This is a genomic window from Halorubrum ejinorense (assembly GCF_055389685.1).
The window spans coordinates 640184-655346 of record NZ_AP043777.1 but is presented as its reverse complement, the minus strand read 5'-3'; the positions used below and the strand labels follow the sequence as shown (position 1 = coordinate 655346).

The 15163-nt window shown below is 67.4% G+C and carries 11 protein-coding genes; 8 read left to right on the top strand and 3 right to left on the bottom strand.

Going from position 1 to position 15163, the window contains the following annotated elements; translation table 11 throughout:
- The first annotated feature begins 342 nt into the window (after nt 1–342).
- Nucleotides 343–1425, top strand: coding sequence for a TrmB family transcriptional regulator (locus tag ACZ5KW_RS04235; protein WP_343776164.1), 1083 nt, complete (start codon nt 343–345; stop codon nt 1423–1425).
- Here the strand turns inward: ACZ5KW_RS04235 and ACZ5KW_RS04230 are convergent.
- Genes ACZ5KW_RS04230 through ACZ5KW_RS04220 form a run of 3 tightly spaced genes read right to left on the bottom strand, consistent with a single transcriptional unit; the run spans nt 1416 to nt 6696 of the window.
- Nucleotides 1416–3647, bottom strand: a complete 2232-nt coding sequence (locus ACZ5KW_RS04230) for a glycoside hydrolase family 3 N-terminal domain-containing protein (RefSeq protein ID WP_343776166.1) — start codon at nt 3645–3647, stop codon at nt 1416–1418. The two genes, ACZ5KW_RS04235 and ACZ5KW_RS04230, sit on opposite strands and share 10 nt — an antisense overlap.
- A 54-nt stretch (nt 3648–3701) precedes the next feature.
- Nucleotides 3702–5372 carry a CRTAC1 family protein gene (locus ACZ5KW_RS04225; protein WP_343776168.1) on the bottom strand — a complete coding sequence of 557 codons (1671 nt, stop codon included), beginning with the start codon at nt 5370–5372 and terminating at the stop codon, nt 3702–3704.
- A 1-nt stretch (nt 5373) separates the two neighbouring features.
- Complete coding sequence (locus ACZ5KW_RS04220) at nt 5374–6696, bottom strand: DUF7405 family protein (protein WP_343776169.1); 1323 nt, start codon at nt 6694–6696, stop codon at nt 5374–5376.
- A 178-nt stretch (nt 6697–6874) separates the two neighbouring features.
- Between ACZ5KW_RS04220 and ACZ5KW_RS04215 the strand changes: the two genes are divergently transcribed.
- From ACZ5KW_RS04215 to ACZ5KW_RS04185, 7 genes are all read left to right on the top strand, one after another.
- On the top strand, nt 6875–8680 hold the full coding sequence (locus tag ACZ5KW_RS04215) for an ABC transporter substrate-binding protein (RefSeq protein ID WP_343776170.1): 1806 nt from the start codon (nt 6875–6877) through the stop codon (nt 8678–8680).
- A 21-nt stretch (nt 8681–8701) separates the two neighbouring features.
- Nucleotides 8702–9706 (top strand): ABC transporter permease, encoded by a 1005-nt coding sequence (locus ACZ5KW_RS04210; protein WP_343776172.1) that lies wholly within the window; start codon nt 8702–8704, stop codon nt 9704–9706.
- On the top strand, nt 9693–10712 hold the full coding sequence (locus tag ACZ5KW_RS04205) for an ABC transporter permease (RefSeq protein ID WP_343776174.1): 1020 nt from the start codon (nt 9693–9695) through the stop codon (nt 10710–10712). Before ACZ5KW_RS04210 ends, ACZ5KW_RS04205 begins: the two co-directional genes overlap by 14 nt.
- Nucleotides 10713–11804, top strand: a complete 1092-nt coding sequence (locus ACZ5KW_RS04200) for an ABC transporter ATP-binding protein (RefSeq protein WP_343776176.1) — start codon at nt 10713–10715, stop codon at nt 11802–11804. It abuts the gene before it with no gap.
- Nucleotides 11801–12904 carry an oligopeptide/dipeptide ABC transporter ATP-binding protein gene (locus ACZ5KW_RS04195; RefSeq protein ID WP_343776178.1) on the top strand — a complete coding sequence of 368 codons (1104 nt, stop codon included), beginning with the start codon at nt 11801–11803 and terminating at the stop codon, nt 12902–12904. Before ACZ5KW_RS04200 ends, ACZ5KW_RS04195 begins: the two co-directional genes overlap by 4 nt.
- Nucleotides 12905–12951: 47 nt before the next feature.
- Nucleotides 12952–13881, top strand: a complete 930-nt coding sequence (locus ACZ5KW_RS04190) for an NAD-dependent epimerase/dehydratase family protein (RefSeq protein ID WP_343776179.1) — start codon at nt 12952–12954, stop codon at nt 13879–13881.
- Nucleotides 13882–14158: 277 nt separating this feature from the next.
- Nucleotides 14159–15130: an aldo/keto reductase gene (locus tag ACZ5KW_RS04185; RefSeq protein ID WP_343776181.1), complete on the top strand. Its 972-nt coding sequence runs from the start codon at nt 14159–14161 to the stop codon at nt 15128–15130.
- The last annotated feature ends 33 nt before the right edge of the window (nt 15131–15163 follow it).

Below are 15163 nucleotides of genomic sequence, written 5' to 3'. Positions count from 1 at the left end.
TATGGTACGTAGATCGGTGCGCGGTCAACAATCGACGACCGGTCGCCCGCGGGTCCGGCGCTGTGACCGAACGAGCGGGGAAACCTGCCGTGAAAGATATTTGTTCGGCCGCTACATACTGATCTAATAATAGTCAATTTAGATATCTTTTGAGCCTCGTGTGAATTAAAAGTCGGTTCAAGACGGCTCTGAAACACTTTTATAGGTTATTACGCGTTCTAATCTATTTATCAACTTTTATTTCTGTATTCGGGTACACAGCTCGCTACTTCACGTACGTATTCGAACATATCTGTCGTGTCGTGCGATAGAAATTCATACCGGGGGCACGAGGAGTGAGCCATGGACCGGGACACGCTCAAGCGAGCGCTGGAAAACGCCGACCTGACTGGGTACGAGGCCGAGGCGTATCTGACGCTCGTCGACCACGGACGACTCCCCGCCGTCGACGTCGCCAAAAAGTCCAGCGTGCCGACCTCACAGGTGTACGAGACCCTTCGGTCACTGGAGGGGAAGGGGTTCGTCGAGACCATCGATCAGGACCGGCTTCACGCGGAGCCGTCGGACCCCGTCAACCTCCTCACGCACCTGCGCGAGCGCGGGGAGCTCTTCACCGACGCCGCCGAGGAGCTCGAGGACCGCTGGGAGCAGCCGGACCTCAACGAACACCGCGTCGGCGTCGTCAAACACACCGAGACGGTACTCGAACACGTCCGGACGCAGATCCGGGAAGCCGAGGTCGCCGTCGAGGTCGCGTTGACCGCCGAGCAGTTCGAGTCGCTGCGGACGGACCTGAAGGCGGCCGCCGACCGGGACGTGGTCATTCACGTCGCGGTGTACTACGAGCCGGACCTGGCCGCGCGGAGCGAGGAGTGGGACCTCTCGGCGCCGAACCTAGAGATGCGCGTCGTCAAGATTCCGGGCCCGTTTCTCGCCGTTCTCGACCGGAGCCGGACCTACTTTGCGCCGAACTCGCGCGCCGGGGAGAGCTACGGGATCTTGATCAACGACAACATCCTCTCGTTTATCAACCACTGGTACTTCCAGACCTGTCTCTGGTACTCGTGGGAGCCGCTGTCGTCGAACCAGCGGCTTCCGAAGACGTACATCAGCCTCAAGGAGTTCATCCGCGACATCAGCGACGTGTATCACGGCGGCGCGACGGTAGCGGTGACCATCGACGGCCTCGACGTCGAGACGCGGGAGTTCCGGACGGTCACCGGGACGGTCGCGAACATCTACTACCCGGACATATTCGTCAACCACAGCCCGTCGCTGGAGCGGCTCTCGACGTACTCCGTCGTCTGGCTCGACGCGGAGACGGAGGAGCTCTCGATCGGCGGCTGGGGGGCCGTCTTCGAGGACATCGAAGCGCAGAAGATAACGCTCGAAGCGATCTCCTTCGACGGCGTCGATCAGTCGTAGGTCGTCTCGACGCGCAGTCCGACCGTCTGTTCACCGACGCGGACCGAGTAGTCGCCGGCGGCGGTCTGTCGCACGCCCTCGGCGTCGACCCGACCGAGCGACGCCGCGTCGAGTTCGACGGACACCGAGTCGCGCTCTCCGGCCTCGAGCGAGACGCGCTCGAATCCGCGGAGCTCGCGGACCGGCGTCACCGTCGGGCTGGCGTGGTCGGTGACGTACACCTGGACGACGTCCGTCCCGGCGCGGTCGCTCACGTTCTCGACCGGAACCTCCACCGTCGTCGTCTCGTGCGGGCCGACGATGGAGTCCGCCAGCGTAACCTGTCCGTACTCGAACTCGGCGTAGCTGAGCCCGTGGCCGAACTCGAACAGCGGGTCGTACGACGAGGGGTGTTCGTCCTGTCCGATCGGCGTCGGGTGCGGGAAGTGGTTGAAACGGGCGGGCAGGTGGCCCTCGGACTTCGGGATGGTGATCGGGAGCCGGCCGCCGGGGTCGTTCTCGCCGAACAGCGTCTCGGCGACGGCCCGGCCGCCCATCGTCCCGGGGTAGTACGCCATGAGCAGCGCCGGCACGTTGTCGGCCATCCAGTCGACGATGAGCGGTCGACCGGTAATCAACACGCCGACGACGGGGGTCCCCGTCTCGTGGATCGCCTCGACGAGGTCGCGTTGCGCGTCCGGGAGGCTAAGCGAGTGCCGGTTGGGGAACTCGTCCGGTTCGGTGCCGGTGTCGGCCGTCGGCCCGAACTCGTGGAGGTACCACGGCTCGCCCACGGCGACGACCGCCACGTCGGCGTCCGCGGCCGCGTCGACGGCCGCATCGACGTCGAGCTCGTCGTTCATCGTCGCACCCTGTTCGTATGCGACGTCGCCGTCGGTGACCGCTTCTACCCCGTCACGGACGGTGACGATGTCCGTCCCCTCGGGATCGGGAACGCTCCAGCCACCGAGCTGGTGGACCGGGGCATCAGCGTTCGGACCAGCGACCAGCACGTCGGCGTCGTCGTCGAGCGGCAGCAGGTCGTCGTTTTTCAACAGCGTCATCGACTCCCGGGCCGCCTCGAGAGAGGCCTCTCGGTGCGGCGCCGCGCCGACCACGTCGCGCGCCTCAGCGGGGTCGACGAAGGCGTCCTCGAAGAGTCCGAGCCGGAACTTCTGTTCGAGCACGCGCCCGACGCTCTCGTCGAGGGCCGACTCGGCCAGTTCGCCCTCCTCGACGAGTTCGACGAGGTGCTCGGCATGGTCGACGGCGTCGACCGAGGCGATGTCGAGGCCGGCGTCGCGCGTCTGCCGAACGGAGCCGCGGTGGTCGGCCGTGATCTTGTGGTCGTCGTGGAGCATCCGGACGCCGTTCCAGTCCGAGACGACGGTCCCGTCGAAGCCGAGCGTCCCGCGGAGCAGGTCGGTGAGGTACCGCCGCGACCCGTGCGCCGGCTCGCCGTCGACGGCGTTGTAGCAGGGCATCACCGACTCGACCCCCTCGTCGAGCGCGTCGAGGAACGACGGGAGGAACACGTTCCGCAGCACGTACTCGGACACTTCGACCGGCGCGGCGTCCTCGCCGCGGGCCGGTTCGCTGTACGCCGGGAAGTGCTTGGCCGTCGCGATGACGGACGATGAGTCTTCGATCCCCTCGCCCTGATACCCGCGGACCTTCGCGGCCGCCAGTTTCCCGCAGAGGTACGGGCTCTCGCCGAACGTCTCGAAGGCGCGGCCCCAGCGCGGTTCGCGGGCGACGTCACACGTCGGGGAGTAGTTCTGGTGCGCGCCGGACCGCCGCACTTCCGTCGCCGTGACGTCGGCGGCACGCTCCGCCGCCTCCGCGTCCCAAGTCGCCCCGACGCCGAGGCCGTTCGGAAACGCCGTCCCCTCGGCGACGTACGCGTGGCCGTGGACGGCGTCGACGTTGAACAGCAGTGGAATGCCGAGACGCGTCTCCGAGAGAGCGACCTCCTGGAGCCGGTTGACGTTCTCGACGATGTCGTCCAGGCGCATGTCCGCCGCGCCGCCCCAGCCGAACGACGCGACCGCGCCGAGGTGGTGGTCGCGGATCTCGTCGGCGGCGTCGTCGACCGTTTTGAACTCGCTGAGTTGGCCGGCCCACGTGCCGACGAGCTGGCCCGCCTTCTCTTCGAGCGTCATCCGGTCGAGGAGGTCCTCGACCCGGTTCGAGAGAGTGGCAGTCTCGTCTCTGTAAAGGGGTTGCTCGCTGCTTGACTGCATACGCATAGAGGGTAACCAAGTTGGTTTATAATTTTTGATGGCGGGAAAACCCCATCAGGCGGTCGAATCGCCGGAAACGACGACGATCCCCGACTTCGTGATCCGCAGCCGCTGGTCGGCGCTGACGTCCTCGAAGCGCCGCTCGGTCCCGTCCGGCCAGACGACGCGGAGCGACACCGTCTCGCCGGCGCCGACCCCGACGTGTTCGACCCGGGAGTCCTGCGAGAGGAAGTCGGTGTTCGAGGTGTGACGGACCACCTGCTCTCCGTCGGCCGTCACGGTGACTTCGGCGCCGAGCGCCGTCGCGCCGCGCTCGTCGACGACGCGGAACTGGAGGCCGTTCCGGTCGTCGACCGCGGCGTTGTCGTAGACGACGAACTCGGCGTCGTACGTCGCGACGACGAGCTCCTGTTCGCCGTCGCGGTCGTAATCGAGCGTGGCGAGTCCCCGGCCGTCGGTCTCGCGCATTCCGTTCGTCTCCTTTTCGACGCGCTCGTACGCCCCATCGTCGCCCGCGACGCTCCGGTTGGACTGGAACACCATCGGGTGCGTGTACACCGGATCCTCGCGGTCGACCCTGATGACCCGCTGGGTCGTGTGGACGAGGTCGCGGTCGCCGTCGTTGTCGAAGTCGGTCATGCTCGCGGCCCAGCCCCACCCGCCGCGGCGGACACCGAGACCGTCGGCGCGGTCGGTGAACTCCCCGCCGCCGCGGTTGACGAGGAGGGTGTTCCCCTCGGTCCGACTCGAGTGAATGACGTAATCGAGCAGGCGTTTCAGTCGCTCGTACCGCTCAGGCTCCATGTTCGCTTCGAGGTCGGGGAACCAGATGTTCGAGACGAACACATCCGGCCGGCCGTCGCCGGTCACGTCGGCGACCTCTGACGCCATCCCGTTGCGGGCCGTCGAGCCGCCGAGCGACCGCCGCTCGAACCCCCCGCCACCCCGGTTCACGTAGATTGTGTCGTTGTTGTAGTCGTTAGCGACGTGGATGTCGGGACGACCGTCCCCGGTCAGGTCGGCGAAACTCGCCGCCAAACTCCAGCGCGCCCCCTCGATATCGTCGGTCCGGACGCGCTCGTAGGCGCCGCCGACGTTCTCGTAGAGGTAGTTCGGGTTCCCGTTGTCGACGTCGATGCTGGCGTTCGGGCTGAAGTAGCCCGCGGGCTTCCCCTCGCGCCACGACCCCGACTGGTAGACGAAGAGGTCGGTGTCGCCGTCGCCGTCGTAGTCGGCGGCCGCCGCGCCGAGCGGGTACGTGAGGGTACCGAGCCCGTAGTCGGTCGGCTCGAACGTGCCGCGGTCGTTGTCGAAGGCGTGGACCGTCCCGTCGCGGCCGAAGAGGAGGAGGTCCGGCCAGCCGTCCCCCTCGACGTCGACGAACGAGGCGCTCTTCACTGCCCCGTCGACGGACGGGAACGAGCCCCGCCGCGAGAACGTCCCGTTCCGGTTCACGAACAGCGCCGGCTCGGCCCCGCCGACAGCGAGGACGTCCGGCCACGAGTCGCGGTCGACGTCGGCGACGTACACGCCGGAGTTCCCGTTGCCGACGCCGCCGCCGCTCGCCTCGTACGCCAGTCCCGCCTCCGCCGTGGCGTCCTCGAACTGGATCCGCGGCGGCTCCGTCGCCGGGTCGTCGCCTCCGGTCGCGAACACCCCGGCGGCGGAGCAACCGGCGAGGAGGACGAACAGACAGACGGCGCCGACGCGCAGGCCTCGTCGCATCTCAGACCACCGGGAGCGCGCGCTTCTCGCGGGGCGGGGCGAGGTAGCTGCCGCGCCGGAGCGTCTCTAGGTAATCGGTGATGCCGTGGTCTTCGGCGGGCACGTCGTGGTCGTACTCGTCGACGTTCATCGTCTTCCGCGTCTCGACGAAGTCGGCCATCGTCTCCTGGATCGCGTTGAACTGGAACCCCGCGCCGTCGCGGACCGTGTCGGCGACGCCCTCGGTCCGCCGGAGGATGCGCGGTTCGAAGTCGTCGTCACGGGCCCGGGCAACCTTCTGGGTGTGGCCGACGCGGTCGTACTCCTCGGCGTGGGCGTCGATGTCTTCGACGTGCGACTCGGTGACGCCGCTGTCGCCGCCGAGCTTGTCGCCGGTGTCGCCGACGTCGTCGGGGTCGTGCGCCGGACAGAACATCTCGGCGGTCCGTTCCGCCTGCCCCTGGTCGTACCAGCGGTCGAGGTCGATCCGGAGCGTCGAGGAGGCGATCGTCGTCCCGCCGGCCATCGGCCCCTCGTCGATGGTGACGCGGTCCTCGCTCGGGAGGTTGTCGCGGAATCCGGACTTGTACCCCATCGACAGCGGGGCGTCCTCGGGAACGTCGTCGTGGTCGAGCTTGTCGGCCGGCAGCCCCTTGCCGACGTAGCCGACGTGGCGGCCGGCCTTCGAGAACACCCCCTCGAACGTCGACTCGACCGGGAGGCCGTTGAGCTCGTCGAGCTCGCCGAACAGCGCCTCCTCCGCGGCGAGGAGGATCGAGCCGATGTCGCTCGTCAGTATCAGCACCGCGTCGTACTCGTCCGCGCGGGCCGGGTCCTCGCCGACGGCTTCGAGGACTGACTCCGGGGTCGAGAGCCCCGCGGGGACGTCGCCGACCGCGTCGAAGTAGGCCGGGGCGTATCCGAGCATGAAGAGCAGTCCGCGGTGGAACGGCGCGCCATCATCGCCTCCGGTGCCCCACTGGAAGGCTCGTTCGAGCGTTCGGAGCGCCTCCTCGACAGTCTCCCGCTCGGCGTCCGTCGGCGGCGTCGACCCCTCGTAGCGCATCCCGATCCCGACGAGCTGCTGCGGGGGGACCGTGTTACCGTGCGCGTCGCGGACGAGGAACTCCCCCCAGCGGTGCTGGCCGTCCGGAACGGCACTCGGATCCCCACGCGGGAACGTCGGATCGGCGTCGGCCGGGGCCCCGTCGGTCGAGCCCGGCGCCTCGCCGAGCCGGCCGCGCTCCGCCTCGAGGCACGCGGAAAGGGCGCTGCTGCCGCCGATCGCCACCGCGGTACGGACGAACGCACGACGCGGAATGTCTCGACTCTCGTCTGAAGGCATCATCCGTGGTAACGAGTGTCTCAGGTTAATTCTTTTGTCGCGGTCACGCTCGGGCGTCCTACCGAGAGATCTCGGTTCTGGTCGGCAGGATCGCGGGCCCGCACGCGATCTAGATTGTCCATGATAGTCCATTTACCATAACATTTAATAACAGATGACAGAACGTGATAACCGTTACATGGCAAATCCCAACGACGACTATAGCGATATTGTCAGCCGGCGGCAGTTCGTCGCCACGGCGGGCGCCTCGGGGGCAGCGGCGCTCGCGGGTTGCGCGGGCGGTGACGACGGCGGTGGCGGCGGCAGTGGGAGCGGGAGTAACGGCGGCGACGGGAGCGACGGGAGCGACGGCGGCGACGGGTCGGGCGTGATCGACACCGCGCTCGTCGGCGCCACGAACAACGGCGTGCCGTCGAACCTCCACGTGAACCCGATGGGGACCCAGAACTACGACTGGATCGCCGGCAACCACATCTTCGAGCGCTTCGCCGCGTACAACTTCTCGACGAAGGAGTTCGAGCTCGCGGGGCTCGACGAGTGGTCGTTCGAGGAGACGGCAGTCACGCTCACCCTGCGCGACGACCTCACCTGGGACACGGGCGACGACGTGACGGCGAGCGACGTCATCCGGCAGTTCCGCCTGATGGAGAAGACCGGCTCCGCGCTCTGGGACTACGTCGAGAGCGTCGAGCAGGGCGGCGACGACAAGACCGTCGTCCTGAACCTCGCCGAGCCGACGAACCCGGAGATCATCAAGCACACGCTGGCGAACGGCGACCTCCGGATCCACGCGTACGGGCCGGTGTACGAGGAGTTCGTCGACCAGGACGCCTCGGCCGTTCAGGAGTTCAAGTGGGAGGAGGACATCCACGGGAACGGCCCGTTCAACTTCGAGGAGAAGCGCGACCAGGGGTGGACGCTCACGCGGAACGAGAGCTTCCACTCCGCGGACAACGTGAACTTCAGCACGTACGAGCTGCTCACGCGGACCGACAACACCGCGCTCCAGCAGGGGCTCTTGGGCGGCGAACTCGACGTGGTCACGAGCCTGTTCACGCCGCCGACGACCGTCGCGAACTTCCCGGACCGCGTCGAAGAGGTCCAACTGCCGGCGAAGTGGGGGTACGGCGCCCTCTTCAACCACAACGACGAGCACTTCGGGAAGCGAGAGGTGCGGCAGGCGGTCGCGCACGTGATCAACCGCCAGCAGGTCGCCGAAAACGCCGGGCCGCGGACGAAGGACCCGGCGCCGAAGGTCACCGGTATCGCGCCGGCCGACCAGGAGACGCGGCTGGGCGACCGCTTCGACAGCTTCGAGAGCTACGGCATGGACGCCTCCCAGACGGAGGAGGCCGCCTCGCTGCTCCGCGAGGCCGGCTACTCGAAGTCCGACGGCAAGTGGCGCGACGGCGACGGCAACGCGCTCGGCGGCGAGTACCTCACCCCGGCCGGCTGGACCGACTGGACGACGGCGACGAACACCGTCGTCGACCAGCTCAACTCTTTCGGCTTCGACTTCGACATCAACTCGCTCCCGATCGGCGACTTCTTCAGCAGGTACATCGAGTCGAACTTCACGATGGGCGCGCTCTACTGGCTGCCCGGCGGCGCGCGCTCGTCGTTCCCGTACTTCCCGCTGCGCTGGCAGATGAAGATCCCGGACATCAGCGGCGGGCACGGGTTCACCGAGGGTGAGAAGACGGTGCCCGCGATGGACGGCTCCGGCGAGATGACGATCGACCCCCTCGAGGAGATCAAGACGGTCGCCACGACCCAAGACGAGGCGGCGGCGCGGGAGACGATCCAGCGCGTCGCGTGGCATCACAACCAGAACATCCCGGTGTTGAGCCTGGTCGGGAAGGTCGACCAGTCGTGGCTCACCGACGCCGACTGGGACGTCGTCGGCCCGGACGACCCGGCCCGCGGCGTCAAGTGGCCGTCGCACTGGCTCCCGAAGCAGGGGAAGCTGAGCGCGACGGAGTAATCCGACGGCACATAGTACGCAATGGTCAACTACTACGTGCGGCGGACCGCCAGGGTGTTCGTCACGATCTTCCTCGTAGCGTCGCTGACGTTCGGTCTGGTCCGGCTCCTCCCGGGCGGTCCGTTCACGCTGTTGCGGGCGCAGTTGCTGCGGCAGGGGGTCCCGGCCGACGAGGTCGACGCCCGGATCGCGAACCTCCAGAACATCCGCCCGGACGAGCCGCTGTGGATGCAGTATATCGATTACATGACCGCGCTGGTACAGGGCAACCTGGGCGAGTCGATCTCGCTCGGCGAGCCGGTGGTGTCGGTGCTGGCGAAGGCGGCGCCGTGGACGGTGTTCGTCGTCCTCGTCTCGACGATCCTCGTGTTCGTCGTGGGCATCTTCCTCGGCTCGCTACAGGCGTACTGGGAGGGCGGCCGGTTCGACCAGGTGGTCACCGGCGTCTCCATCTCGATGATGTCGCTGCCGTTCTACGTGGTGGCCGTCCTCCTGTTGTACGTGTTCGCCTACCAGTTCGGCTGGCTGCCGACCGCGGGGACGATCAGCAACAGCGTCGACCGGAGCCTCAGCGTCCCGTTCGTCGTCAGCGCGCTGAAACACAGCATCCTGCCGATCGTCTCGTACACGCTCGGCGCCGCCGGCGGGCAGGCGCTCGCGATGCGGGGCAACAGCATCCAGGTGCTCGGTAACGACTACGTTCAGGTGGCGCGGCTGCGCGGCCTCTCCGACGGGCGTATCGCGACCCGATACGTCGCGCGGAACGCCATCCTCCCGCTGTACACGGGGTTCCTGCTGCTGCTCGGCTTCCGCCTCGGCGGGACCGTCATCTTAGAGCAGATCTTCTCGTACACCGGGCTGGGCTACTACATGATCACGGCGCTGAACGCGAACGACTACCCGCTGATGATGGGGACGTTCCTCGTGATCACCGTGGCGCTCGTGATCGGCGTGTTCGTCGCCGACCTGACGTACAGCCGGATCGACCCGCGGATCAGCGCAGGTGAGTCAGATGAAGCCTACTGAGACCGATAGCACGGCCGTCGACTGGCGGGGCGACAGCGCCTCGTCGCCCGACGTGACGAGGCGGGAACGGCTCAAGGAGACGTACGAGGCGCGGGTGCGGACGCCGGCGCTCGTCGCGTGGTCCGACTGGCGGACCCGGTTCGGCCTGTTGATCATCGGCGGCTACGTCCTCATGGCGCTCGTCGCGGTGCTCGGCCTCTGGCGGGAGCCGTCGACGAGTCAGGCGCCGCGGCTCCTCGGGCCGTTCGCCGACATGAGTTATCCGCTGGGAACGACCCAGTCGGGGGTCGACCTCATGGCGCTTATTATCCACTCGACGCCGACCATCCTCATCCTGATCACCGCCGGCGCGGTCTGGGCGACCCTGATTGCCGTCGTCATCGGCACGGTCGCCGGCTACAAGGGCGGCAGCGTGGACCGCGGACTGATGTCGTTTTCCGACCTGGTGATGGCGATTCCGGGGCTGCCGCTCGTCATCATCCTGGCGGTGACGCTAAATCCGGAGAACCCGGTGGTCCTCGGCGTCATCATCAACATCAGCTACTGGGCCGGGCTCGGACGGTCGCTCCGCTCGCAGGTGCTCACGATCCGCGAGAACAACTACGTCGAGGCGTCGCGGACGATGGGGATCAGCACGCCGCGTATCATCGTCAAGGACATCATCCCGAACCTGATGCCGTACATCACGGTCAACTTCGTGTTCGCCGCGCGCTACGTCATGTTCGCATCGGTCGGGCTCTACTTCCTCGGAGTCTTGCCCTACTCGGCGCAGAACTGGGGCGTGACGCTCAACTTCGCGTACAGCAACGGGGCGCTGTTCTCGTGGCAGGCGGCCCACTGGCTGTTGGCCCCGATGGTCGCGATCATGGGGCTCTCGCTCGGCCTCATCCTGCTCGGACAGGGGCTGGACCGCGTGTTCAACCCCCGCGTCCGGACGCGGATGGCCGGCGAGTCGAAATCGACAGTCGCCGACGACGACGACGACACCGTGACGGAGGTATTCTGAATGGCATCACACACGACGGCCGACGGACGGTACGACGACCCGACGGGCGAAAGCGACCCGATAATCGAGCTGAACAACGCCAAGGTCACCTACGACGGCGGCGAGTCGTTCGTCTTGGACGACGTCAGCCTCTCCGTCGAGCGCAACGAGGTCGTCGGGGTGGTCGGGGAGAGCGGCAGCGGGAAGTCGATGCTCGCCTCGGCGATGCTCGACGCGATCCCCGACCCGGGCCAGCTGTCGGGCGAAGTGCTTTATCACCGCCCCGATGGAACGACCGTCGACGTGCTCGAACTCAGCGACGAGGAGCTGCGCCAGTTCCGCTGGGAGGAGGTCGCGATGGTGTTCCAGGGCGCGATGAGTTCGTTCAACCCCACGATGAAGATCGGCGGGCACTTCGAAGAGACGCTGAAGGCCCACGACGCGCGCGTGTCCGAGGGAATGGAGTTCGCCCGGGAGCTGTTGTCCGACCTGTATCTCGATCCCGAGCGCGTGCTCGACTCGTATCCCCACGAGCTGTCGGGCGGGATGACACAGCGGGCGCTGATCGCGCTCTCGCTCGTGCTCGAACCCGACGTCCTCGTGATGGACGAGCCGACGGCGGCGCTCGACCTGCTGATGCAGCGGTCGATCCTCACGCTGTTGGAGGAGCTCCAGCGGAAGTACGACCTGACGATGGTGTTCATCACGCACGACCTGCCGCTGGTGGCCGCGCTGGCCGACCGGATGGCCGTGATGTACGCGTTCGACCTCATCGAGGTGGCGCCGCGCGACCAGCTCATCGGGAACTCCGGACACCCGTACACGCGCGCGCTGCTCAACTCGACGCCGAACCTCGACGCGCCGTTAGAGGAGATGCGACCCATCGAGGGGCAGAGCCCGGCGCCGGTCAACGTCCCGGCCGGCTGTTCGTACGCGCCGCGCTGTCCGCTCGCCACGGACGAGTGCCGCGAGGTCGACCCCGAGTTCTACAAGACGGGTGAGAACCACCGAACGGCCTGTCACCGCTGGGAGGAGGCCCGAGAGCGAATCACGTTAAACTTCGAGACCGCCGAGGACGGTGCCGCGAGCGGCGGCTCGGAGGGGGGAACATGAGCCGGTCGGACGCGTTCGGCTCGTCCGCCGCCGCCGGGCGGGACGACGAACCGCTCGTGTCGCTCGACGGCGTGGAGGTCCACTTCGAGAAGGAACAGGGCCTCTTCGAGTTCTTCGAGGAGCCGGACACCGTCAGGGCCGTCGACGGCATCTCGCTGGACATCGAGGAGAACGACGTGCTCGCGCTGGTGGGCGAGAGCGGGTGCGGCAAGTCGACGCTCGGGAAGACGACGATCGGCCTCCAGCGCCCCACGGGCGGGAGCGTCCGGTACCGCGGACAGGACATCTGGGCGGCCAAAGACGGCGTCGGCGACGTGGAGATCCCGTTCGACGAGATCCGCTCGTCCCTGCAGATCATCCACCAGGACCCGGGCAGTTCGCTGAATCCGAACCAGAAGATTGTCGAGATCCTCTCGCAGCCGATCAAGCTGACGCACCCGAACGTCGGGGTCAACGAGCGCCGCGAGCGCATCTACTCGCTGCTCGAACGCGTCGGGATGAACCCGGCCGCGGACTTCGCCGACCGGTACCCCCACCAGCTCAGCGGCGGGGAGAAACAGCGCGTCGCGCTGTCGCGCGCGCTGTTGATGAACCCGGACCTCATCCTCGCGGACGAGGCGATAAGCGCCTTAGACGTCTCCCTCCGCGTCGAGATGATGGACCTCATGCTGGACCTCCAGGACGATTTCGACACCTCGTTCGTGTTCATCTCGCACGACCTGTCGAACGCGCGGTACTTCGCCGAGCACGGCGACGGCCGCGTCGGCGTGATGTACCTCGGGGAGATCGTCGAGGTCGGCCCGGCGGAGGAGCTCATCGAGGATCCGGGTCACCCGTACACGAACGTCCTCCGGTGGGCGACGCCGAGCCTAGCGCTCGACGCCGGCGGCGCCGGCGAGCCGCCGGTACGCAAGATCGACATTCCCGACCCGGTCAACCCGCCGAGCGGCTGTCGCTTCCACACGCGCTGTCCGGAGGCGCGGGACGTCTGCCGCGAGGAGACCCCGGAGCTGCGCGGCGAGCCGGGCGGTCACCAGAGCGCCTGCTTCCGTAACGAGCCGGACCATGAGTACTGGGACAGCCGGCCCGTCGAGGACTGAGTCGCCCGCAGCGGTACCTTTTTTTCCGCGTCAGCGAGAGGACTCGTATGGACGCGAAGCCACAGACGCTCGTCGTGACCGGCGCGCTCGGCGGCGCCGGGCGCTGGGTGGTCGATCGGCTCACGGAGGAATCGTACGACATCGTCGCCGTCGACCGCGAGCTCCCGGTGGGGACGCCGCCGGAGGAAGTGGACTTCCGCGCGGTCGACCTCGTCGACGCCGGGGAGACGACGGACCTCATCGCGGCGGTCGACCCCGACGCGGTCGTCCACCTCGCGGCGATCCCCGACCCGCTGAACCACGCCGGCGAGCGCGTCTACCGCAACAACGTGTTGAGCACGTACAACGTGTTGAACGCGGCCGGGCGGATCGGCGCGGACGTGACGTGGACCTCCAGCGAGTCGGCGTACGGGTTCCCCTTCGCCGAGTCGGCGCGGGCCCCGGACGCCCTGCCGATCGAGGAGACGCATCCGCTGCGCCCCGCGGACCCGTACGGCCTCTCGAAGGTCAGCGGCGAGGAGACGGCGAAGGCCGTCGTTCGACGGGACGGGATCTCCGTCGCCTCGATCCGCCCCTCGTGGGTCCAGTATCCCGGCGAGTACTTCGTCACCGAGATCCGGGAGGCGTTCGACCTCGACGCCCTGGCGGCGAATCCGTCGGCGGCGGTCGGCGGCGGCCCCGGGAACTACTGGTCGTACGTCGACGTCCGCGACCTCGCCGACCAGATCGCGCGCACCCTGGAGGTGCCCGTCGACGGGCACGAGCCCTTCCACTGCCACGCGAGGGAGAACTATCTCGGGGAGGAGACGACCGAGCTGTTCGCGGCGCTTCTGGGCGAAGTTCCCGAGCCGTGTGCGCTCTCGGGCGACGCGTCGGCGTTCTCGACGGCCAAGTCCGCGGAGCGGCTCGACTGGGCGCCGAGCCACAGCTGGCGCACCGAGTCGGCCGTCCCGGGCCCCGACTTCGACGCGCCCTGAGCGCGCTGTCGCGTTAACTTAGTAACAACATGGCTGCCGTCATGCGATTTTACTCATGTGTTCTAGAATGTTGTAGCGGATCGTGTTCTGTAGATCAACGGGAAGGAGAAGTGAGAAGGCAGATCCTGTTTCTCACAGAGTTACTACCTATTTTGAGTTTATAAATTGGCTTTCCCGAACCCGGCGAATACCCTCGCCATCTTGCGTTTCTGCTTAACTTAACGCGACCGAGCGCGCCGGCAGCAGTTTTTTGCCGGCGGCGACGAGACGCCGAGGCGTGGAGTACACGACGCTCGGAGCGACCGGAACGGAAGTGAGTCGCATCGGACTGGGCTGTATGAGCTTCGGCGGCGAAGAGCCGTGGATGCTCGACGAGGCGGAGTCCAGAGAGATCATCGACCGGGCCGTCGAGCTGGGGATCAACTTCTTCGACACGGCGAACGCCTACTCCGCGGGTGAGAGCGAGGAGATCCTCGGCCGGGCGCTCGACGAGCGCGACCGGGCGGAGCAGGTCGTCGCCACGAAGGCGTTCTTCCCGGTCGAGGAGGGGCTAAACCGGAGCGGGCTCTCGCGGAAGGCGATAGAACAGGAGCTCGCCGACTCGCTGGACCGGCTCGGGATGGACACCGTCGACCTCCTCCAGATCCACCGCTGGGACGAGGACACGCCTATCGAGGAGACGCTTCGGACGCTCGACGACGCCGTCCGTCGCGGCGACGTGCGACACCTCGGCGCCTCCTCGATGTGGGCTTACCAGCTCGCGAGGGCCCAAGAGACCGCGCGGGCGAACGGGTTAGAGCGGTTCCAGACGATGCAAAACCACTACCACCTGGCGTATCGCGAGGAGGAGCGGGAGATGCTGCCGCTCTGTGAGAAGGAGGACATCGGCGTCATCCCGTGGGGGCCGCTGGGGCAGGGATACCTCACCCGGCCGCACGACGAGCTACAGGCGACCGCGCGCGGCGATCCGGCGAACCACCACAACCCGACGCCGGAGTACGGGGCCGGCGGCGGGCGCGAGATAAACGAGCGAGTCCAAGAGCTCGCCGACGACCGCGGCGTCTCGATGGCGCAGCTATCGCTCGCCTGGCTGCTTCACGAGGACTGGGTGACCGCCCCCATCGTCGGCACGACGAGCGTCGAACACCTCGAAGAGGCCGCCGAGGCGGTCGAGATCGACCTCTCCGAGTCAGACGTGGAGTACCTCGAGGAGCCGTACGAGCCGCAGCCGATCATCGGCCACGAGTAGGCGACGAGCGGTCGCTCGGGGGCGTCCCCGGTC

Coding starts and splice junctions, on each gene's coding strand:
- ACZ5KW_RS04235 (WP_343776164.1), top strand. CDS start 343: ATGGACCGGGACACGCTCAAGCGAGCGCTGGAAAACGCCGACCTGACT.
- ACZ5KW_RS04230 (WP_343776166.1), bottom strand. CDS start 3,647: ATGCAGTCAAGCAGCGAGCAACCCCTTTACAGAGACGAGACTGCCACT.
- ACZ5KW_RS04225 (WP_343776168.1), bottom strand. CDS start 5,372: ATGCGACGAGGCCTGCGCGTCGGCGCCGTCTGTCTGTTCGTCCTCCTC.
- ACZ5KW_RS04220 (WP_343776169.1), bottom strand. CDS start 6,696: ATGCCTTCAGACGAGAGTCGAGACATTCCGCGTCGTGCGTTCGTCCGT.
- ACZ5KW_RS04215 (WP_343776170.1), top strand. CDS start 6,875: ATGGCAAATCCCAACGACGACTATAGCGATATTGTCAGCCGGCGGCAG.
- ACZ5KW_RS04210 (WP_343776172.1), top strand. CDS start 8,702: ATGGTCAACTACTACGTGCGGCGGACCGCCAGGGTGTTCGTCACGATC.
- ACZ5KW_RS04205 (WP_343776174.1), top strand. CDS start 9,693: ATGAAGCCTACTGAGACCGATAGCACGGCCGTCGACTGGCGGGGCGAC.
- ACZ5KW_RS04200 (WP_343776176.1), top strand. CDS start 10,713: ATGGCATCACACACGACGGCCGACGGACGGTACGACGACCCGACGGGC.
- ACZ5KW_RS04195 (WP_343776178.1), top strand. CDS start 11,801: ATGAGCCGGTCGGACGCGTTCGGCTCGTCCGCCGCCGCCGGGCGGGAC.
- ACZ5KW_RS04190 (WP_343776179.1), top strand. CDS start 12,952: ATGGACGCGAAGCCACAGACGCTCGTCGTGACCGGCGCGCTCGGCGGC.